This window comes from Cobetia sp. BMC6 (assembly GCF_029991385.1).
In the GTDB taxonomy this organism is placed as follows: domain Bacteria; phylum Pseudomonadota; class Gammaproteobacteria; order Pseudomonadales; family Halomonadaceae; genus Cobetia.
Genome location: NZ_JAKUMF010000004.1, coordinates 174,092 through 195,387 on the forward strand (window position 1 = coordinate 174,092; position 21,296 = coordinate 195,387).

Below are 21,296 nucleotides of genomic sequence, written 5' to 3' on the forward strand. Positions count from 1 at the left end.
GTGCTGTCTGCCTGGCTGCTGAGTCTCGCCCCGCTGGCACTCGCCCCCGTAACGTCCGCCACTGCGCTGGCCGCTGACGACACCGCCACTCTGACCCAGAAGAAGCAGGCCTCCGAGGCGGACCTCAAGCGCCTCAAGCGCGAGATCCAGGCGATGCAGGGCGAGCTCAAGGCCACGGCAGCGCGGCGCAGTGACACCCGCAACGGGCTGGAGAAGATCGAGCGCCAGCTCAACGCCACGCGCCAGCAGACCGGCAAGCTCGAGGATGAGCGCGATGACATCCAGCAGCAGCTGGTGGCGCTGACGCGCAAGCGTGAAGCCCTCAGTCAGCAGCAGACGGCCCAGAAGGCGGCGGTCGCCGAAGAGATGGCTGCCCTCTATCGCCTCGGTCGTCAGCCTGAACTGAAATTGCTGCTCAACCAGGATGACCCCGCACGCCTTGAGCGCCTGCAGATCTATCTGAACCACCTGAGCGAATCACGGCGCGCGGCGCTGGAGCGCCTGGCCGAGCTGAACCAGTCACTGGCCGACACCCGCGCGCAGCTGCTGGCCCGCCAGACGCGCCTGGATGACGTACAGGCAGACCTCAAGCGGCAGGCCAGTCAGCTGATCGCGCAACAGAATGAACGCGCCGCCCTGCTGCGCAAACTGGATGCACGCTATGCCAGCCATGAGGCGAAGATCGCCGAACTGGACCAGGACCGCGCACATGCCAATCAGCTGATACAGACCCTCGAGAAGCGCCTCAAGTCGATCAAGAGCGCACCGCCGCCCAAGACCCGCATCACGCGTGCAATGGGCAAGATGGACTGGCCGGCGCCAGGCAAGGTGATCTCCGCCTATGGGCGTGGCGAGGGCGTCAACCGTGATGGCGTGCTGATTCGCGCGACGCAGGGTACCGCCGTCACGGCGCCGCACGCCGGTCGCGTGGTCTTCGCGGACTGGATGCGCGGCTATGGCAACCTGCTGATACTCGATCATGGTGACAACGTGCTGACGCTCTACGCCCACCTGGCAAGCTTCAGCGTGGGCCCGGGCGACAGCCTGTCACGTGGCCAGCAGCTGGGCAGCGTCGGCAGTAGCGGCGGGCGCGATGGCCCGGCGCTCTATTTCGAAGTGCGCCGCAGCGGTCAGCCGACAGACCCGAGTCGCTGGCTCTCGCGCCGCTGAAGTGCCTGGCAGCGGCACCTCGCGCATCGTCTGATTGTCAGACAACGCTGAATGCCACCGCTACCCAGCGGGCTAGTCGCCAGGCACTCGCGCGGGATATGCTCGCAGTAGCCTGTGACTGCGAGCATGCTGGGAGGTGTGTCCCCTGACATGCCTCGACATCCGGCCCCGGCGCTCAGCGCATTTCGGTACCAGTCGAGTCAGTATCCGTCGAGAAGGAAATCGCATGTCTGCAATGTCGCCGTTCCGTCCTGCCCCGCGCCGCCTGCGTCAGCTGGCGGTCAGCGTGCCGCTGAGTTTTGCCCTGCTGGGTGGCGGACTGCCGGCCAGTGCAGAAGATGTCACCGCGCCGGTCGACAGCGCTCAGGACGCCCGTCAGGGCACTGACCTGCCGCTGGATGAGCTGCGCACCTTCGCCGAGATCTTCGAACGCATCAAGCGCACCTACGTCGATCAGGTCGATGACCGCACGCTGCTCAAGAATGCCATGCGCGGCATGCTCGAAGGGCTGGACCCGCACTCCGCCTATCTGGATCAGGAGGACTGGCAGGACCTGCGCGAGAATACCGACGGCGAGTTTGGCGGCATCGGTATCGAGGTCGGCACCGGCGACGATGGTCAGCTGACCGTCATTGCCCCCATCGATGACACCCCGGCGGCCCGCGCGGGCCTGCAGCCGCGAGACGTCATCCTCAAGATCGACAATACGCCGCTGGATGGCCTGTCGATGTCGGAGTCGGTCAAGTTGATGCGCGGTGAGGCAGGCTCTCGCATTCGGCTGCTGATTCTGTCCGAGGGCGCCGACATGCCGCGCGAAGTGGTGCTGGAACGGGCCATCATCAAGAGCAGCAGCGTCAGTCAGCGCCTGCTGGATCCGGGCTATGGCTATCTGCGCATCAGCCAGTTCCAGAGCGCGACCGGTGACGAGGCCCACACGGCGCTGGCCAGACTGCAGGAAGACAACGATGGTGAGCCGCTCAAGGGGCTGGTGCTGGATCTGCGCAACAACCCCGGCGGGCTTCTCTCGGCCGCCGTCGAGATCAGTGACCTGTTCCTGTCCAGTGGCCGCATCGTCTACACCGAAGGCCGCCTGCCCGACAGCGAGCTCTCCTTCTCGGCCAGACCCGATACCCCGGCGGGCGACACCCCGCTGGTGGTGCTGATCAATGGCGGCACGGCCTCGGCCGCGGAAATCGTGTCCGGCGCGCTGCAGGACCAGCACCGCGCCATCATCATGGGCACCGACAGCTTCGGCAAGGGCTCGGTCCAGACAGTGATGCCGCTGGGCAATGGCGATGGGCTCAAGCTGACCACCGCGCTCTACTTCACGCCCGGCGGACGCTCGATCCAGGCCGAGGGCATTCGCCCGGATGTGGAGGTCGTGCGAGGTCGTCTCGAGCGCGACACGCGGCGTGACTTCAGCGTGCGTGAGGCTGACCTCGAGGGGCGCCTCGACAATGCCAACGCCGCCAGCGAGTCCGCCAGCAGCAAGGCACCCGACAGCCCGGTAGTGGCGGAAAGCGACTATCAGCTGGGTGAGGCGCTCAATCTGCTCAAGGGCATGAACGTGCTGGGGCGCAGCGCGGCGCTCAAGGCCACCGTGCCCACAAGCGACGAGTAAGCATCACGCCATGGTCACCAGATCATCAGGCCACAACGACAAGGCCCCGCCATCTGGCGGGGCCTTGTCGTTGCAGGGGGCATGACATACGCACTTGTATAGAAACATGCAGCGGCATGTGTGGCAGCGGTCGGTCAATCCTGCGCCCAAGCGATGATAGTTTGCGCCCACATACCCGGCAACACAGATACTACATCACCTTCATTCTTGTTACGGCCTGCAGCTGGCAGGCAACTCACCCCGCTGCCCCATTGCCTGACGCATCAGGATACGCTTCAACTCGCCTTGGCCGTCGACGAAACCAAGCCCGAAGTTGCGCAGCAGACGTACGCCCGGCTGACGGCTGCCGAACAACAGCCGGAAGCCATCCATCATCTTGAGCATCATGGCATTGTCGCTGCGACGCCGGCGACGATAGCGCGCCAGCCAGCGCTCATCGCCAAGCGCCACCCCGCGGCGATGCCCTGCCAACAGCTCGTCTGCCAACACCGCCACATCCATCAAGCCCAGATTGACGCCCTGCCCTGCCAGCGGGTGAATGGCATGCGCGGCGTCCCCCACCAGCGCCAGCCCCGGCAGCACATAGTCTTCGGCGTGGCGCTGATGCAGCGGGAAACTGAAGCGCTCACTCGCCCATTCGATGGCGCCCAGCTGGCCTTCAAAGGCGTCTTCCAGCTCACTGCAGAATGCCGCTGGTGACAGTGCCAGCAGGCGCTCAGCCTCTTCTGGTGTGGTCGACCACACGATGGAGCAATGCCGCTCTGCAGCCGAGGCTCCCTCAGCCGGCTGAGCCAGGGCGTCATTGACGGCCAGCGGCAGGAAGGCCAGCGGCCCGGTCGGCAGGAAGCGCTGACGCGCGACGGCCTGATGCGCGAGTTCGGTGCGCACCGTGGCCACCAGCGCAACCTGGCCGGTGTCGTGTTCCCGCGTGGCGATCCCGGCCAGCTCGCGCAGCCGTGAGCGCGCACCATCCGCCGCAACCACCAGCGCCGCAGTGACTGTCCGGCCATCGGTCAGCGTCAGGCTGGTCACTTCCGCCGCTTCTAGCTGGTAAGCATTCACTACTGAGGTAGCGCCCGAGCGTGGCAGCGCCATACCTGCTACACGTGCCCCGAAGCAGCGCGTGATCGCAGGGCAGGTATCGATGGCCTGCTCCAGCGCGGCGAGCGTGACCCGGTTCTCGACGATATGACCCAGCACCGGCACGCCGCTGTCCTCGGCGCTGAACTGGATCTCGCCATTGCCCTCCGCGTCCCACACCTGCATGCCGGTATAGGGCATCAGACGACTGGCGGCGATGGTCGGCCACACACCCAGGCCGCTCAACAGCTGCTGAGAGACCGGCGTCAAGGCACTCACCCGTGGCTCGGGGGCGCTATCTGGTTGCCAGCGGGTCGCGGACTCGCGACCCTCGACCAGCATGACCCGCAGCCCCGCCTGCCCCAGCAGCAACGCCAGGGTGGCACCGACGATACCGGCACCGACGATGGCGACATCGGCATCATGTGCGCTACCTGCTGATCGACCGTCCTTCATGCCTGCTCCCTGTCTCGTAGTACTGTCTCGTAGTACTGTCTCGTAGTACTGTCTCGAAGTTCTGTCTCGTAGCCTGATCTCGAAGACCAATCTCGTGCCCTGATTTCGAAGCCCTGTCTCGTGGTTAGATATCAAGGCGCTGTCAGTGAGGCCCTGTCAGTGACGCCCTGTCTGCGAGGCTCTGCCCACGAGCCAAGTCAGCGAGCACTTACCAACCTCAGCGCTCAATACCCATCGAGCGCCTGGCCAACAGGCGCTTGAGCGGCGAGACCAGATTGAGTCCGATCAGGCCCGCTGCCCGTGCATGCCCCAACCAGCGACTCTCGACCCCGAACAGGCGGATCAGGCCATCGCTGAACAGCACCACATTGTCGCGATCCGCTCCGCGACGCTCCTCGAAGTCACTCAGCACGCTGGTGGCCCCCGGCGACTCGCCACGCGTCAGGCCCGCCTCGATGGCCGCGACCAGGTCGGTCACGCCGCGCAGCGCCAGATTGAAGCCCTGCCCTGCCACCGGGTGCAGGGCGTGGGCGGCATTGCCGAGCACCGCAAGGCCGGGGCGTGTGCCTTCGCTGGCACGCACCAACGACAGCGGATAGGCGTGGCGTTGCCCGACACGGCGAAAGCGTCCGGCGCGTTCACCGAAGGCGCGCTGCAGCGCCTGCAGGAAGTCGCTGTCGGGCAGCGCCATCAGGCTTTCCGTGTCAGCGGGGGAGCGCGTCCACACCAGCTCCATGCGCTTGCCGGCCAGCGGCAGCAGGGCCATCGGGCCTTCACTGGTAAAGCGCTCATAGGCGACTCCCAGGTGAGGCTGGCTCATCTCCACCGTGGCGATCAAGGCATGCTGCTCATAGTCCTGCGCCGCACTGTGGATGCCGAGGCGCTCCTTGAGTCCGGAGCGACCGCCATCCGCCAGCACGGTCAGCTCAGCCTCGATCAGGCGACCATCCTCGAGCGTGAGGCGATGGCCTTGTGCCGTGACAGCAATCTCTGCCACGCGCGCCGGGCAATACCAGGCCAGCGGCAGCTCGGCCAGCTGGCGATGCAGCACCTGGCCCATCCAGGCATTGGGAATCACGTGGCCGAGCGCGGCCACCTCGAGTTCGGAGGCTCGCATGCGCGTCGCACCCAGGAGGCCACGCTCACTGACATGGATGGTGCGAATCGGCGTGGCGTGCTCGCACATCGCCTCCCAGACCCCGAAGTCGGTGAACCGCTGACGTGAGCCCGCCGCGATGGCGCTGGCACGTGCATCGAAACTTGGCTGGAAGCGCCGGGCATCTGCCGTCGCGGCGGGCAGCTCATTGGCCTCGATCACGGCGACACGCAACGCTGCGGCCTCACGGCCCTTCTCGTCGGACACACGCGCCATCAGCGGCGCCAGCGCACAGGCCAGGCTGGCGCCCACCAGGCCGCCGCCGATGATCACGATGTCGAAGTGTTCGGCATCACGCCCGCTCATGGCGTCAGGCTCGCTCATGACGTCAGGCCTCCGCGCGCATCAGCGCCTCGATGGCCTCGACGGACTTGGGCACGCCATGACTCAACACCTCGTGACCAGAGGCAGTCACCGCGACGTCGTCCTCGATGCGAATGCCGATGCCGCGATATTCGACGGGAATGTCGCCGTCCTGCGGAATGTAGAGACCCGGCTCGATGGTCAGCACCATGCCCGGCACCAGCGGGCGTGGCTCACCCGCTTCGCGATAGCTGCCCACGTCGTGCACATCCAGCCCCAGCCAGTGCGAGGTGGAGTGCAGATAGAAACGACGGTAGGCATCGCTCTCGATCAATTCCTCAACCTCGCCCTGCAACAGGCCCAGCTCGACCAGCCCCGTGGTCAGGTCATGCACCACCTGCTGGTGAATGCCCACCAACGTTGCACCCGGCACCACGGCGGCCACCGCGCGCTCCTGCGCCTTGAGCACGATCTCGTACAGACGGCGCTGCGGCTCACTGAAGCGGCCATTGACCGGGAAGGTACGCGTGATGTCGCCGGCATACAGGGCGTACTCGGCGCCAGCATCGATCAATACCAGCTGACCATCCTCCAGCGGCGCGCGATTCTCGATGTAGTGCAGCACACAGGCATTCACGCCCGCCCCGACGATGCTGGTGTAGGCCGGAGCCGGCGCGCCCTGCCACTGGAATTCATGCTCGATCTCGGCCTGCAGATGATACTCGTGCAGGCCGGGACGGCTGATCTGCATCGCACGCACATGCGCGCGCGCAGAAATCTCGGCGGCGTGACGCATCAGTGCCAGTTCACGCTCATCCTTGATCAGGCGCTGCTCATGCAGCAGCGGCGCGAGATCCTCGAAGGCGGCCGGCGGTCGTGCTCCGCGACGCACCGCGGCGGCCAGCTCATCGCGCAGCGCTTGAGCCAGCGCCAGAGCTTCATCATCCTCGAACAGTACATAAAGGCGCTCGCGGCCATCCAGCAGGCTAGCCATCACCTCATCACGGGCCTCATTGGTGAAGGCCTGATCGAAGCCTGCCGTGGCGACGGCACCTTCGGCGCCGATGCGGATGCCGGTCCAGGCTTCGGCCAGCGGGTCCTTCTCCTGACAGAACAGCACGCTCTCGCCTTCGGCGCGTCCGGGCAGCATCAGCAAGGCGGCCTCGGGTTCCGGCCAGCCGGTCAGATAGTGGAAGTCGCTGTTCTGACGGAAGCTGTATTCACTGTCGCGGTTGCGCTGGGCCAGGCCCGACGAGACCACCAATGCGGCAGCCCCCTGCGGCAGCTGCGCGATCAGGCGCTGGCGGCGTGCACGAAAATCCTCTGCCGTCAGGGCAGCAGGTGCGGGCAGGATGGCTGGGGCAGTCATGGCAATCTCCGTCGAGAACCCGCCGGGCATGGCGCGTTCGAATGACAAACAGGCGTGATGCTGTAGATGGGGTCACCCGCCCTCTTGCACCAGCCCTGCGTCGGACGCGGTGCAAGTGGTGGGTGACCATCGATTCAGTGGCTAGCGATTGAGCAGATGCTGCTACAGATACTGACTCAGTGGGTGTCGGTACGCGAGCTGACGCCAAGGCTGCCCTCGAGACCGCCTTCCGGCAGCTGGTCATCGCTGGGCTTCTCGACGTCCGGGTTGCCCGGGTGCTGCTCGGTATACAGCAGCAAGGCCGCCATGCGCACATGGTCAGCCAGCGCGAACAGGTCGGCCTCGTCCTCGGCGTTGTCGTCGTCGAGGTCTTCGGCGTTGGCGAGGCCACTCGAGATGGCTTCGACATCGCTCAGCGCATCCTTGAGCGCCTGGCTCCAGCCACTGCGGACATCGTCATCGGCACCGGCCAGTTCTTCCTGGAAGCCCAGCGTCCATTCGCGCAGGCTCTGACCGCGTTCGGCCAGCGAGAACATGTCATCCGGCAGCAGCGGCTCGAAGCTCATCTCGCTGGCGGCCAGACGCTCCTGATTGCGCGTGCGCCAGGTGAGGAAGACTTCACCAGCTTCACGCGTGGCCGGCTGCTCTACCCCCAGCGAGGCGCAGACACGCGCCAGCCAATCCTCGGCACTGATGTCATCCAGCGCCAGTGCGGCTACCAGCTGACCGTCGAGGAAGGAGGGATTGTTGAGGCTGCCGTGAGCCAGGAAGTGGTCAGCGACGAGCGAGAAGTCGAAGGTATCGTTGATGATCGCCATGATGCGGCCCCATTGAGTCAGTGAGAAGTGGTTCTGTAGCGGGAGAATGGCATCTGGAGGATGTGCTGCAACACAAGGCAGCCGCGCCGCGCGGCGCGTTGACCCTCCAGAAGCGGCTCTCTATAGTGGCTCGAGAATGCCCCCATCTTACCGCACTGGCCCTCCTTCTGGCTTGCCGTCCTGACTGCGACGGTGACGCACTGACAGCAGGACGTCGGCATCAATCTGGATGACGCCGGACAAGGCCCGAGAGGATCTACATGAGCGATTCCGCCACCCCACGCAATACCACCGAGATCAGCCTGCTCGGCCGCAGCTATACCGTCAGCTGTCAGCCCGGCGAGGAAGATGGCCTGACCCGTGCGGCGGCTTATCTGGATCTCGCCATGCAAGGCATCCAGCAGCGCGGCAACACCATCAGCGCCGACAAGGTCGCCCTGATGGCCGCGCTCAATATCTCACATGAGCTGATCAACAGCCGTGACAGCGAGCGCGCCCTGCAGCACGACTTCGAGACTCGCCTCACCGCGCTGGACCGTCAACTGGATGCCGCGCTCAGTCAGCTGCCAGCCGACTATGCCGATCAGGCGAAGGCGCGCGCTGCTGAGCGTAAAAACGCTTCAGAATCAAACAACTGATACATTCAGGCAACAGATTGTTCCCGACAGGATTAGCCCTTGGGCAGGCAGGCGGGGTTTGGTAGACTGGATGAGTTCTCTGGGGTGTACGACAGTTGCCGATGTCCCTCGAGCTTATAAGCTATTCCCAGGGAGTCCACTGCGCAGTGCTGTGTGCATGTCCGTGCGTCGGAACGCCTGATGCGCTGCGCGGGACTACCCACCTTGAACCGCTGGGTTCAAGGGCCCCCGGTAACACCGGCACCTTGGAGAACCCTGTCTGACGGAGATTGTCAGGCATGCACAAGCCCCCCGCGGTCTATGCCGCACCCGCGAGCCCACGCTCGCCACTCCCTTCTGCAGCACTCGATACCACGCTCTGGGCGCTGCCCAGCGAGCTCGATCACCCTCAGGCCGACCGTCGTGCGCTTCGCCGTCTGCTGCGCCAACGCCGCCGTCAGCTACCGCCTGCCATTCGCCTGCAAGCCGAAGATGCGCTCCTGCGTCAGCTGAAACGGCTGCCGGAACTGCTGCGCGCCCGCCACGTCGCCCTGTATCTGCCCTACGATGGCGAGATCGATGCCACGCGCCTGTGCGATTGGCTGCAGCGACGAGGGGCGAAGGTCTATCTGCCGGTACTGCGTCCATTCGCGGCCAATTCGCTATGGTTCGTGCGCTACGACGGCCAGACACCCCTGGTCAGCAATCGCTTCGGCATCGCCGAACCGGACACCCGTCATGGTGCTTCCAGGGCGCGGCGCCTGCCTGCCTGGGCGCTGGATATCGTGTTGATGCCGTTGGTCGGCTTCGATGGGCGCGGGGCTCGTATCGGCATGGGGGGCGGCTTCTATGATCGCAGCTTCGCCTTTACCCGCCGCCCCGGCCCAAGGCCACTGCTGATCGGTCTCGCCCATCACTGCCAGAAGGTCCCCGCCCTGCCGGTACAGCCCTGGGACATTCCGCTGGATGCCATCGTCAGTGATCGCGAAGTCGTACGCCCTGCTCGTGCTGAATGAGACGCTGGGCGTTTTGACGAGATCGATGGCACGACCACGAGGCGACTGAGAGACAGTAGAGCGCGAGGGGGAAAAGCAGGCAGAAAGGGGGCTGTTTGCGAGGAGGCGAAGCAGCAACTCAGTGAAGTCAGATGGGGGCAAGCTGAGGGGAAGTCGGGGAGCTGGAAAGCTGGGAGTTGAAAAGCCTGACAGAAGGAAGGTCATGTCATCGGGGCGTGGCGCCAGAGAGACTGGCGCCAGCAGCACCGCTACCGCCGGTGAGGGCAGCAGCGCAGGATTCAGGAACCCATTACGGTCTGGGCGTAGCCGGTTGCCACTACACCAATCCCGAAAATGAATACCAGGGCCATGACCAGATCGGGCTTACGTTTCATGAGAGCGGGCTTCTTCTTATATCGTCAGTGGCTTTCGCGTGACGGTTGTCGATGACTGTCTTCCTGACAGTGACCAGATGATAGGCATCTGACTTCTGTATGACAATCACCATGCAATCGTTTGAATGGACGCTTTTCCACGCAGCTTTTGATGTCTGGTCACCCCTGCCGACCAGAGCTTCAGTCAGAAACACCGTTCTTTTTCGCACCTGGCATGAAATGTGGAATTTCCTGCGGCATGCCCGCCGGAAACGCATGAAAAAGCCCCGGCCTTCCACGTGAAGGACGGGGCTTTTCTATCCACGAATGTGACCAATGCAGCATGATGGGTCGCGCCTCAGCTCGCCGCCTTCAACGCCAATGACTCATATAGCCGTCATCGCCCCATCGCTCAGGACAGGAACAGGCGATAGGCGGGATTGTCGCTCTCTTTCCAGAAGCGATAGCCGATCTCATTGAAATATTCCTCGACACGCACACGGTCGCCATTGGGGATCTGCATGCCGATCAATACCCGCCCATGCGACGCGCCGTGGTTACGGTAGTGGAACAGCGAGATGTTCCAGTCCGCCGGCAGGTGAGTGAGGAAATTCATCAGGGCTCCCGGGCGCTCCGGGAATTCGAAGCGATAGACCTCTTCCTCGAGATCGCTGGTCGTTCGCCCACCGACCAGATGACGCGTGTGCAGCTTGGCCAGTTCATTGTCGGTCAGGTCTTCCACCGCATAGCCCGCCTCACGCAGCTTCTCGACCACAGCCGCACGGTCCTCACCACCCGGCTTGACCTGCACGCCGACGAAGACATGCGCTTCCTCCGGATTGGCGTAGCGATAGTTGAACTCGGTGACCATGCGCTTGCCGATCACCTTGCAGAACTGCTTGTAGGCCCCCGGGCGCTCCGGCAGCGTCACGGCCAGAATCGCCTCACGCTGCTCGCCCAGCTCGGTGCGCTCGGCAATGTGCTGCAAGCGATCGAAGTTGGTGTTGGCGCCGGAGTTGATGCAGACCAGCGTCTCCCCTTCCGCGCCTGACTGCTGGACGTATTTCTTGAGGCCCGCCAGTGACAGTGCGCCACTGGTTTCGGAGACGGCGCGCGTATCCTCGAAGATATCCTTGACCGCTGCACACATCTCGTCGGTATTGACGGTGATGACCTCATCGACGGTGTGCTGGATGAGCTCGAACGGTGCCGCGCCGATCTGCGCGACCGCCACGCCCTCGGCGAACACGCCGACCTGGTCCAGCACCACGCGTTCGCCGGCTTCCATGGCGGCCTTGAGGCAGGCGGCATCTTCCGCCTCGACCCCGATGACGCGGATCTCGGGGCGCAGGTACTTCACGTAGGCCGCGACACCGGCGATCAGACCACCACCGCCGACCGGCACGAAGATCGCATCGATCTTGCCGGGGTGCTGACGCAGGATTTCCATGCCGACGGTGCCCTGGCCGGCAATGACATCCGGGTCGTCATAGGGCGGGATGAAGGTATAGCCGTGCTCGTCCATCAGGGTACGCGCGTGGGCCAGTGCCTCGGGGAAGGCATCGCCCTTGAGAATCACCCGCGCGCCGCGCTCGCGCACGGCCTGCACCTTGATTTCCGGCGTAATGCGCGGCATCACGATTACTGCCTTGACGCCCATCAGCTTGGCCGCCATTGCCAGGCCCTGCGCATGATTGCCGGCCGAGGCCGCAATCACACCGCACGCCTTCTGTTCATCCGTCAGCTGGGCCATCTTGTTGTAGGCGCCGCGAATCTTGAAGGAATAGACAGGCTGCAGGTCTTCACGCTTGATGAAGATGTGATTGCCGAAACGGCGCGACAACAAGGGTGCCGGCGAGAGCGGAGTTTCATGGGCGGCCTCGTAGACACGAGCCGACAGGATTTTCTTGACGTAATGTTCGAGCATTATAGGAATGTCCTGATGTGTCACAGCGCAGGCCGCATGAGCGCGACCGAACCCCCATTGTTATCAGACCGCTGGCGAGAGCGTCCAGCGCCATCGCGGGGTTTGCCGTTATAATGTGGCGTTTTCCGGCGTTGCGCTTCACGTCAAGCCGTTTCCAGCGCCTGTCGGCGATAAACTGCTGGCCACGCAGGGAAGACCGCGCCAATACCCACTTTCACCACCGCCCCACCAACCCGAGGTATCATATGACCCAGGATGAGCTGAAGCAGGCCGTGGCCCGCGCCGCCCTTGACGAGATTCGCCCACTGCTGAGCCGCGACACCATCATCGGCGTCGGCACCGGCTCGACGGCCAATCTGTTCATCGATGCGCTGGCGGAAGTGCGTCACGACTTCGCCGGTGCCGTCGCCAGCTCCGAAGCCACTGCCGAGCGCCTCAAGGGCCATGGCATCGACGTCTTCGAACTCAACCATGTCGGCACCGTGCCGGTTTACGTGGATGGTGCCGACGAGATCGACCCATGCCTGGCGATGATCAAGGGCGGCGGCGCCGCGCTGACCCGCGAGAAGATCGTCGCGGCCTGCGCCGAGCGCTTCGTGTGCATCGCCGATGGCTCCAAGCAGGTGGATATTCTCGGCGGCTTCCCGCTGCCGGTGGAAGTCATTCCGATGGCGCGCTCCTATGTCGCGCGTGAGCTGGTCAAGCTGGGTGCCGACCCGGTCTACCGCGATGGCGTGCTGACCGATAACGGCAACCGCATCCTCGATTGCTACAACTTCCTTATCGAGGACCCGATCGCCATGGAAGCGCGCATCAATGCCATCGTCGGTGTCGTCACCAACGGTCTGTTCGCGGCACGCGGTGCTGATGTGCTGCTGGTGGGACGCGAAAGTGGCGTCGAACGCATCACTGCCTGAGGAGCTGGCATGACGATGAATCTGCGCCCACGACTGCGCCTGGCGACCGCACTGCTGCTGGCAGCCAGCGCAAGTCCGCTGGCGCTGGCCGATAGCCTGCCGATCAGCCAGCCAGTCACCGTGACGCTCGACAGTGGCGTCAAGATCCTGCTCAAGCCGGACCACAGCTGGGAATATCAGCTGGATGAGGTGCAGGCCGCGTCCGCCCCGACCACACAACCGTCCGGGGAAGCTGGCGCTGGCAGCGCGCTGGTGCCGACCTCGACGGCCGTGCCGGTGACGGCGGCGGTCATTGCGCCGGGCGACTCGGCCTCACCATCAGCCGGAGCGGCCGCCGCCAACGGCAGCAACGCGGCGCCTGACAGCGCGTCACGCCTCAACAGCAGCGCGCTGGCCAATCCGCGGCTGTTGAGTGAAGGCCACCGCGATGGTCTGGTCGCGCGTCTGTCCTCGGTGAGCGAAGAGGATGACGAGGCGCTTTTGCAGTTCAGCCTCGACAACACCGCCGGCCAGAGTGTCATCGGCGTGCAGGCCAGACTCCGCCTGTACGCCGATGATGGCCATCTGCTCGCGACGCGTGAGGTGCCACTGTGGGTCGGTGAATATCGTCTGCCCCAGACCTACCTGCGCCCCGGCCAGACACGCGATAGCCGCGAGGTACGCGTCTCGCTGCCCGAAGGAGAGTGGTCACGTCAGCTGGTGCGCGTGGAAGTCACCGAGGTGGAGTTCCGCTGATCTCCAGATGCCGGTCTTCAGGCGCCAGACGAAAAAACGGGAAGCCCTGAGGGCTTCCCGTTTCTGTTTTAGCGCCGGTCGCTCAGCGAGAGCGATGCGGTGATCAGAACTTGTAGTTGATGCTGAAGTAGTTGCCGAAGCCGGTGGTGTCCTGGCGAACGCCGGTGGCAGTGGAGCCATCGGTGAAGAACGCCATGTTGTTGTAGTACTTCAGGCCGTAACCGAGTGCAATACGCTGGGTGTGGTAGTAGATGCCATTGAACCACTCCATGCTGTTGACACTACGGCCATCTGCACTGCCCACCTCGTCAGCCTTAAACTTGTAGTCCAGGTAGCCCTGATAGGCGATGAAGCTGCCATCTTCGAAGTTGACGAACGGCTTGAACCAGTTGGTGGAAGCCATGTAACCATCCCATTTCTTCTCGTCTTCACCGCCGTAGTTCTCACGCACGTAACGCGCGTAGAGGTTGAAGCCCATCTTGCCGAACCACGGCACCTGCACATCGCTGCCCAGGCCGACGTAGTGCTCCCACAGGCCACTACCAACACCGTTCTCATCTCTCGCATTATCACCAATGTTGGTGACGGTGGCGATGTAGAGCTCATCCACCGGTCCGAAGGACAGGTCGTAACCGGTCATGGCGTCCAGCGAGAAACGCGGCGCCAGCTTGGCGAAGAAGTTGTCATTACCGTTCTGATCATCCGATCCATCATCGAAGATATCGAAGAAGTCGACATACCCGTAGAGATCGACGATGCCTGAGCGGCCGCCGAACTCCATCTCCAGGTAGGTATCTTCGCTGTTGCGGAACGGCAGGCGGTTGTCTTCACTGCGCATCAGGTTGAAGGTCAGCCACTTGTAATCATTGGCGTGGATATCGCCATTGAAGTCAGTAGCCTGCGCCGGTGCTGCAGCAGTCAACAGCGTGGTGGCAGCCAGAGTGCTGGCCGCGAGGGTCTTGAGCATGGTCATCGCGTAACGGTCCTGTCCTGAATGATGAGACTGTTCGAATTCTTGTGGTCTTGCCCGCTGAGCGGGTCTTGTCGCCATGAAGTCCGACGAAGGCGCGGGAGTGAAACTCGCAGGGGCCCAGTCCGGAAAGGCGGCGATGTTAGCACTTCCTCGCAAAAACGACAGAGCGACATTTCGAGGATGATCAACGTGCCATCGACGACAATGTGAACCGTTTCACACTCTCGCCAGGCAGCTTGTCACCCCCGGCTTTCCCGAGATGACGTCCCGATGTTTCCTCGCTTGCCGCCCGGCGCATGCCGGCAGGATGGCTTCCGTCGACTGACCGGGCGGAGAGCGAGGAATGCATCAGGCCGCCAGCGCCAGGAAGAAACCGGCAATCGCCGCCGACATCAGATTGGACAGCGTGCCGGCGAGTACCGCCTTGAGCCCCAGGCTTGCGATCTCATGACGGCGTGTCGGTGCCAGGCTGCCCAGCCCCCCCAGCAGGATGGCGATCGACGACAGATTGGCGAAGCCGCACAGCGCGAAGGACAGCACTGCCATGGTGTAGGGCGTCATTACCGCGCCAGTGGCCGCGACGATGCTGTCACCGCTGAGGTAGGGCGCCAGATTGATGTAGGCGACGAACTCGTTCACCACCAGCTTCTGGCCGATGAAGGAACCCGCCAGGGTCGCCTCGCTCCACGGCACGCCCAGCAGGAAGGCCAGCGGCGCGAACAACCAGCCGAGAATCATGTCGAGACTCAGCGTGTCCATGCCGAACCAGCCACCCACGCCGCCGAGAATGCCGTTGATCAGGCCGATCAGCGCGATGAAGGCCAGCAGCATCGCCCCGACATTGGCCGCCAGCTTGAGGCCGGAAGACGCCCCGGAGGCCGCGGCGTCCAGCACATTGGAAGGCGCATCATCATCCTTGAGGGCGGCATCGGCGAGAGCGATCGAGTCGTCCGGCTTCTCTGTCTCCGGGAACAGCAACTTGGCGAACAGCAGTCCGCCGGGTGCGGCCATGAACGATGCTGCCACCAGATATTCCATCGGAATGCCCAGCGCCGCATAGCCGCCCAGCACCGAACCGGCGACGGAGGCCAGGCCACCGCACATCACGGCGAACAGCTCGGAGCGCGTCATGCTGGCCAGATACGGCTTGACCACCAGCGGCGCCTCGGTCTGACCGACGAAGATGTTGGCCGTGGCCGAGAGTGACTCGGTACGTGACGTGCCCAGCACACGCTGCAGGCCGCCACCCAGCAGGCGAATCACCCACTGCATGATGCCGAGGTAGTAGAGCACCGCGATCAGCGACGAGAAGAAGATGATGATCGGCAACACCTTGACCGCGAAGATGAAGCCGACACCACTGCCCGGATTGGCCAGGCTGCCAAACAGGAAGTTGATGCCCTGATCGGCATAGTTGACCACCTGGCTGACGGCACCGGAGACACCGGCCAGCACTCCCTGGCCGAAGGAGGTGTAGAGCACGAAGGCGCCGATGGCCAGCTGGATGGCAAAGGCACCACCCACGGTACGCAGGCGAATGGCGCGTCGATTCGACGACAGCGCCACGGCAATGAGGATGAGCGAAGCCATCCCGACGAGACTCATGAGGGGATTCATTGGGAAGATCCTGAGGGTTCTTGTGGTTGTTATGAGTGCTGCGTGCAGGGCTGCGACGACCCGTTCTCAACGTCGTGCAGTGTTATCCTGCATTCTCACCATGTTCAAAAAGTCACAGCCTGACCAAATAGTCAATACGTCCGTTTTACCTCACGCCCACTTGTCTTCCAGTGCCAGACTGGCAATGACAGGGGCATTTTTGAGGTTCTCCCTGTGTGTCAGTGGTTTATCATCTGCTTCTGACGTGGGACGTGGCGCTTCAGCCCAGTTTTTCGCCAACGCTCCCTCATCGGAACCGGCACCAAAGGACAAAAGCCGCATGAACAATCACAGCGCCGCCCGACTCGACCGCCTGCAGGCCATTCTGCGCGAAGGCAGCCCTCTGCAACTGAGCGACGCCGCACAGCTATGCGCCGTCTCGGAGATGACCATTCGTCGCGACGTGGCGCACAGCAACGGACTGCTGGAAATTCTGGGAGGCCGCCTGTTGCTGGTCGATTCATCCGCCGGCAGCGTCTATCGCCTGGATCGCGAGATCGACGCCAGCGCCCCGATCAAGCAAGCGCTGTGCCAGCAACTGGCCAATCATATCGAGGATGGCGACACCCTGTACGTGGATTGCGGCACCACGCTGGTCCATCTGGCGGCCGCCATCGACCGCCAGCAGACGCTGACCCTGGTGACCTGCGCCCTGAATGTGGCCAATGCGGTCGGCCATCTGCCCGGGGTGCGGCTGGTGATGCTGGGGGGCCTTTTTCACCCGGCCACGCAGTCATTCACCGCCACCGACATGCCGGAGGCCATCCGCCGTCTCGGCATCAACAAGGCCTTTCTCTCGGCGGGCGGAGTACATGCCGAGCGAGGCGTCAGCTGCTTCCATTTCCATGAGGTCGCGGCCAAGCAGGCCGCGCTGGAAAGCGCGATGCAGCGCTTCTTGATCGTCGATGCGCGCAAGTTCGAGATGGTGCGCCCCGCCTTCATCGCCCCACTGAGTGACTTTGATGTGGTGATCAGCAATGCCAGCCCCGCCGCACGTGATTGTCTGGGAGCGCTGGAGGCAGAAATGGGCGTGACGGCCGAGCTTGTCGACTGCTGAGCAGCTGATTGCCTTGCAGGAAGGAGCCAGGCCACTCGCAGCGCCAGACCAATGCCAAACACCTGGATTCATAGAATAACCGCCGCACGATTGTGCGGCGTTTTCTGTCTGACCAGACAGTCAATGCACACTTAGCGTGCGCGGGGACGTCACAGCGGCAGGTGGTGCTCGAGCATCGCCAAGGTGCCGCTCAGCGCGCCACGATTGCGCGCCACGACCTGACTGGCCGCCAGGCCTGCCATCTGCTGCGCGGCCTGATCCGAGAACAGCGCATTCACCGCTTCGGCCAATGCCGCGTCATCCGCGACGACCTGGAGCGCGCCTTCCGCGGCCATCGCCTCGGCAATCTCGCTGAAGTTGTCCAGCGATGGGCCACTCAGCAGTGGCAGCCCCAACGCAGCAGGCTCGAGCAGGTTGTGCCCGCCGATGGGTACCAGACTGCCGCCGATGAAGGCGATATCACTGGCCGCATACAGCGTCAGCAATTCCCCGAGACTGTCACCGACCAGTACCGATACGGCATCAGCCACGTCGGTGCCGCTCTCTGACATGTCACTGCGCCGCAGGCTGCTCTCGCCGCGCGCCTGACACCACTGCGCCGCCTGAGCGGCCACTGCCTCGAAGCGCTGGGGATGGCGTGGCACCAACAGCAGCAAGGCTTGAGGATGCTGGTCACGTACCACGGCATGCGCCGCGAGCATCTGGCCGTCCTCGCCGTCATGCGTCGAGGCTGCGATCCATACCGGCCGCTGCGCGAATGACTGGCGCAGCGCCTGTCCGTCGGCAACGACCTGTTCAGCAATGTCCAGTTCGAACTTGAGCGAGCCGACGGCCGTGCCGCGCGCTGGCGGCAGGCCGAGCGCCATGAAACGCTCCAGATCCTGCTGCGACTTGGCCGACAGACCACTGACGTGGGCGAGGCTGTCGCGCATCAGGGCGCTGATCCTGCGATAGCGCTGGAAGGCGCGCGGTGACAGGCGGCCATTGATGACGCACAGCGCAATGCCATCCCGCGCGCAGGCGGCCATCAGGTTGGGCCACAGCTCGGTTTCCACCATGATCGCTAGCGCCGGACGCAGCCGGCGCACGAAGCGCCGCGCGCTCAACGGGAAATCCAGCGGCAGGTAATGGTGTCGGGCTGGGGCATGCTCCGACGAGCCCTGCGGGGTGTGCAGCAGACGTGCGGCCTGCGCAGCACCGGTGGCCGTCATGGTCGTCAGCACCAGCGGGCGCCGTGGGTAGCGCTGACGCAGCGCCTCGACAAGACTCGCCACCATCACCACCTCGCCCAGCGAGGCGGCGTGCAGCCAGATGGGGCGCTCACTGTCGGGCGTAGTGTTCGGCGTGGAGGGGATGATACCCAGCCGCTCCAGGCGCGGGTGCTGGGCATCGTGCTCGCGCCAGACCCGCTGCCAGATGAGGGGCGACAGCAAGGTCAGCGCGGTGCTGTAAAGGCCACGGGCAAGGCTCACGCCTAGTCCTCGCGATCGAGAATGGTGGCGATCATCGCGGTGGTGGAGACGCCATCCTCGAACCCGAGCACACGGACTTCACCGCCATTGGCGATCACCGCCTCTCCCCCGGCGATCTCTTCGGGGCGATAGTCGCCGCCCTTGACCAGCACATCCGGCAGCACGGCTTCGATCAGACGTGCCGGGGTGTCTTCGCTGAAGGGCACCACCCAAGCGACCGCGCCGAGGCCCGCCAGCACCTGCATGCGCCGCAGCACCGGGTTGATCGGGCGTGTCGGCCCCTTGAGGCGTGCTACCGAGCCGTCGTCGTTGACGGCCACGATCAGGCGATCGCCATGGCGCGCCGCTTCCTGCAGGTAGGCCACGTGACCAGCATGCAGGATATCGAAGCAGCCATTGGTCATCACCACGCGCTCGCCGCGTGCCTGGGCGGCCTTGACTGCCGGGATGAGCGCCGCTTCCTGGATCACGCCGAATTCCGCCAGCTTGTCGCCGTGCAGTGCGGTGTAGAGCTCCGCCACCGACAGGGTCGCGGTACCCGGCTTGGCAACCACCAGACCCGCGGCCAGGTTGGCCAGCATCACGGCTTCCGGGAAGGCGTGACCGGCCGCCAGCGCCAGACCCAGCACACCGATCACGGTATCGCCGGCACCGGTGACGTCGTAGACCTCACGCGCATGCGTCGGCAGGTGCAGCGGCTGATAGCCCTCGCGGATCAGGGTCATGCCCTTTTCGCTGCGGGTCACCAGCAGGGCTTCCAGCTCGAGCTCGGCACGCAGCGCCTCGCCCTTCTCGGCCAGTTCCTCATCGCTGCGGCACGGCCCGACGATGGTCTCGAACTCGGTCAGGTTGGGGGTGATGATGCTGGCGCCGCGATAGCGCGAGAAATCACTGCCCTTGGGGTCGACCAGCACACGCTTGCCCGCCGCACGCGCGGCGGCGATCAGCGCCTCGACCTGATTCAGCGAGCCCTTGCCGTAGTCGGAGAGAATCATCACGCCACTGGCGCCCAGTTCGTCCTCGACCTGGCTCACCAGCGCGCTGGTATCCACCTCGTGCAGCGGCTCCTCGAAATCGAGGCGCAGCAGCTGCTGGTTGCGGCTCATCACGCGCAGCTTGGTGATGGTCGGCACGCTGTGACTGGCCTGAAAGCGCGTGATGACATTGGCGTTTTCCAATGCGCGGGTAAGGATGGCGGCGTTGTCATCCTGACCGACGACACCGGCCAGGGTGGCGTGTGCGCCGAGCGAGGCGATGTTGAGCGCGACGTTGGCAGCACCGCCGGGGCGGTCTTCGCTCTCGCCGACTCGTACCACCGGTACCGGCGCTTCCGGCGAGATGCGTGAGGTGCCACCGTGCCAGTAGCGGTCGAGCATCACATCACCCACGACCAGCAGGCGAGCCTGTTCAAGCGCAGTCAGATCAAGCTTCATCAGGCGTCTCCGCGTGCAGAGGGGGATTGGGAAGAAGAGGTATCCGTAGAGGAGACAGCCGCGACCGGCAGACGTTCGCAGCTCTGGCCGCGAATGACGCCATCGGTGTCCGCCAGCAGCTCAGCGAGACGCGCGATGACATCCTCGGCGCGGATCAGGCTCATGGCGTCCTGATGGCGCACGCGCTGGCCCCAGTTGATCTCGTCCATCTGCTTGTGAAGATAGGTCTTCACGGCGTCCGGATAGCGATTGACCACCAGATGCTGCCAGCAGTACGGCGCCGCACGCTCGGGATTGGTGGTGGCGTACAGGCCGATCACCGGAGTGTTGAGCGCATTGCCCATGTGCACCGGGCCGGAATCCGGCGCGATCACCGCCACTGCGCGATCGATCATCGCCAGCAGGCCCTTGAGCGAGGTGCCACCGATGGCATCGATGACCGCGCCTTCGCTGACCAGCGCCTTGATGCGTGCGCCCATTTCACGCTCCTGCGGGCTGCCGCCACCGGTCATCACGCTGCGGATGCCATATTGCTGCCAGGCATGATCGACGACCGCCGCATAGCCTTCCGGCGACCAGTTGCGGAAGTTGCGCAGTCGCGGATTGGCACACGGGCTGATGATCAGATACGGCGCCTCGCCGGTGACGCGTGCGGCTTCGGTGTAGGCCTCGGACGGCACATCGAGCCGCCAGTCGAGGCGGCAGTCCTCGACACCCAGCGTACGCGCGAAGTCCATGAACGACTCCAGCACGTGGGCGCGCTCTCGCGGGGCCAGCTGATGGGTGGTAAAGAGGTACTGCCAGTCCTTGGCGCGCGCACGATCGTAACCGATGCGCACCTTGGCCTTGAGGCCCAGCGACAGCGCACTGGCGCGCAGCGCCTGCTGCATGTGCAGCAGCACATCGAAGTGCGTGTCCTTGAGCTGTCGCCAGATGGCACGCATGCCCGCAAGACCGGTGGACTTGTCGTAGACCACGAACTCGACCCCGGTCAGGCCGGACAGTAGACTGTGCTCCCCCTTGCCGACGATCCAGGTAATGCGGGCCTCAGGCCACTGACGCTGCAAGGCGCGTACCGTTGGCACAAGATTGCAGACATCGCCGAGAGCGGAGAGCCGGAGCACGCAGATATGTGCGGGCTGGGCAGGGAGAGGATGCTTCATGCGG

At 64.2% G+C, this 21,296-nt stretch carries 17 protein-coding genes and 1 other RNA gene; 8 read left to right on the top strand and 10 right to left on the bottom strand.

Going from position 1 to position 21,296, the window contains the following annotated elements; translation table 11 throughout:
• Both MKZ40_RS10310 and MKZ40_RS10315 read left to right on the top strand, forming a co-directional pair.
• Positions 1-1,170 (top strand): peptidoglycan DD-metalloendopeptidase family protein, encoded by a 1,170-nt coding sequence (locus MKZ40_RS10310; protein ID WP_175088950.1) that lies wholly within the window; start codon positions 1-3, stop codon positions 1,168-1,170.
• A gap of 235 nt (positions 1,171-1,405) precedes the next feature.
• A complete protein-coding gene (locus MKZ40_RS10315) occupies positions 1,406-2,791 on the top strand; it encodes a S41 family peptidase (protein WP_175089067.1) in 1,386 nt (461 codons plus the stop codon).
• 210 nt (positions 2,792-3,001) lie between these two features.
• Here the strand turns inward: MKZ40_RS10315 and MKZ40_RS10320 are convergent, their stop codons facing one another.
• The 4 genes from MKZ40_RS10320 to MKZ40_RS10335 all read right to left on the bottom strand — a co-directional run bounded on the left by MKZ40_RS10320 (position 3,002) and on the right by MKZ40_RS10335 (position 7,973).
• Positions 3,002-4,327, bottom strand: a complete 1,326-nt coding sequence (locus MKZ40_RS10320; RefSeq protein ID WP_175088949.1) for a UbiH/UbiF/VisC/COQ6 family ubiquinone biosynthesis hydroxylase — start codon at positions 4,325-4,327, stop codon at positions 3,002-3,004.
• 217 nt (positions 4,328-4,544) lie between these two features.
• A complete protein-coding gene (gene ubiH, locus MKZ40_RS10325; RefSeq protein WP_175088948.1) occupies positions 4,545-5,807 on the bottom strand; it encodes a 2-octaprenyl-6-methoxyphenyl hydroxylase in 1,263 nt (420 codons plus the stop codon).
• A 4-nt stretch (positions 5,808-5,811) separates the two neighbouring features.
• The gene (pepP, locus tag MKZ40_RS10330) at positions 5,812-7,155 is read right to left on the bottom strand and encodes a Xaa-Pro aminopeptidase (RefSeq protein WP_175088947.1); all 1,344 of its coding nucleotides are present in this window, start codon (positions 7,153-7,155) and stop codon (positions 5,812-5,814) included.
• A 176-nt stretch (positions 7,156-7,331) separates the two neighbouring features.
• Positions 7,332-7,973 (bottom strand): UPF0149 family protein, encoded by a 642-nt coding sequence (locus tag MKZ40_RS10335; protein WP_064503223.1) that lies wholly within the window; start codon positions 7,971-7,973, stop codon positions 7,332-7,334.
• 260 nt (positions 7,974-8,233) lie between these two features.
• On the opposite strand from MKZ40_RS10335, the gene MKZ40_RS10340 reads away from it, so the two are divergent.
• The 3 genes from MKZ40_RS10340 (at position 8,234) to MKZ40_RS10350 (ending at position 9,606) form a co-directional block, all read left to right on the top strand.
• Positions 8,234-8,611: a cell division protein ZapA gene (locus MKZ40_RS10340; protein WP_175088946.1), complete on the top strand. Its 378-nt coding sequence runs from the start codon at positions 8,234-8,236 to the stop codon at positions 8,609-8,611.
• Between the two features lie 73 nt (positions 8,612-8,684).
• Positions 8,685-8,867, top strand: a non-coding RNA gene (gene ssrS / locus MKZ40_RS10345) — 6S RNA.
• A gap of 22 nt (positions 8,868-8,889) precedes the next feature.
• Positions 8,890-9,606, top strand: coding sequence for a 5-formyltetrahydrofolate cyclo-ligase (locus tag MKZ40_RS10350; protein WP_175088945.1), 717 nt, complete (start codon positions 8,890-8,892; stop codon positions 9,604-9,606).
• 765 nt (positions 9,607-10,371) lie between these two features.
• Here MKZ40_RS10350 and ilvA read toward each other — a convergent pair.
• A complete protein-coding gene (gene ilvA, locus MKZ40_RS10355) occupies positions 10,372-11,895 on the bottom strand; it encodes a threonine ammonia-lyase, biosynthetic (protein WP_279878201.1) in 1,524 nt (507 codons plus the stop codon).
• 236 nt (positions 11,896-12,131) lie between these two features.
• Between ilvA and rpiA the strand changes: the two genes are divergently transcribed.
• Positions 12,132-12,803: a ribose-5-phosphate isomerase RpiA gene (rpiA, locus tag MKZ40_RS10360; RefSeq protein WP_175088943.1), complete on the top strand. Its 672-nt coding sequence runs from the start codon at positions 12,132-12,134 to the stop codon at positions 12,801-12,803.
• Between the two features lie 9 nt (positions 12,804-12,812).
• Positions 12,813-13,538, top strand: coding sequence for a DUF3157 family protein (locus tag MKZ40_RS10365; protein WP_175088942.1), 726 nt, complete (start codon positions 12,813-12,815; stop codon positions 13,536-13,538).
• A 103-nt stretch (positions 13,539-13,641) separates the two neighbouring features.
• On the opposite strand, the gene MKZ40_RS10370 is transcribed toward MKZ40_RS10365, so the two are convergent.
• Together MKZ40_RS10370 and MKZ40_RS10375 are read right to left on the bottom strand one after the other, a co-directional pair.
• Positions 13,642-14,511 (bottom strand): outer membrane protein OmpK, encoded by an 870-nt coding sequence (locus MKZ40_RS10370; protein ID WP_175088941.1) that lies wholly within the window; start codon positions 14,509-14,511, stop codon positions 13,642-13,644.
• Between the two features lie 348 nt (positions 14,512-14,859).
• The gene (locus MKZ40_RS10375; protein WP_043331634.1) at positions 14,860-16,128 is read right to left on the bottom strand and encodes a NupC/NupG family nucleoside CNT transporter; all 1,269 of its coding nucleotides are present in this window, start codon (positions 16,126-16,128) and stop codon (positions 14,860-14,862) included.
• Positions 16,129-16,447: 319 nt separating this feature from the next.
• On the opposite strand from MKZ40_RS10375, the gene MKZ40_RS10380 reads away from it, so the two are divergent.
• Positions 16,448-17,224 (top strand): DeoR/GlpR family DNA-binding transcription regulator, encoded by a 777-nt coding sequence (locus MKZ40_RS10380; protein ID WP_175088940.1) that lies wholly within the window; start codon positions 16,448-16,450, stop codon positions 17,222-17,224.
• A 149-nt stretch (positions 17,225-17,373) separates the two neighbouring features.
• On the opposite strand, the gene waaA is transcribed toward MKZ40_RS10380, so the two are convergent.
• The 3 genes from waaA to MKZ40_RS10395 are packed head-to-tail and all read right to left on the bottom strand — an operon-like array spanning position 17,374 to position 21,292.
• Positions 17,374-18,696 carry a lipid IV(A) 3-deoxy-D-manno-octulosonic acid transferase gene (gene waaA, locus MKZ40_RS10385; protein WP_175088939.1) on the bottom strand — a complete coding sequence of 441 codons (1,323 nt, stop codon included), beginning with the start codon at positions 18,694-18,696 and terminating at the stop codon, positions 17,374-17,376.
• Between the two features lie 2 nt (positions 18,697-18,698).
• Positions 18,699-20,129 (bottom strand): bifunctional D-glycero-beta-D-manno-heptose-7-phosphate kinase/D-glycero-beta-D-manno-heptose 1-phosphate adenylyltransferase HldE, encoded by a 1,431-nt coding sequence (gene hldE / locus MKZ40_RS10390; RefSeq protein WP_175088938.1) that lies wholly within the window; start codon positions 20,127-20,129, stop codon positions 18,699-18,701.
• Positions 20,129-21,292: a glycosyltransferase family 9 protein gene (locus MKZ40_RS10395; protein WP_175088937.1), complete on the bottom strand. Its 1,164-nt coding sequence runs from the start codon at positions 21,290-21,292 to the stop codon at positions 20,129-20,131. The genes hldE and MKZ40_RS10395 overlap by 1 nt, the downstream gene beginning before the upstream one ends.
• Positions 21,293-21,296 lie beyond the last annotated feature (4 nt).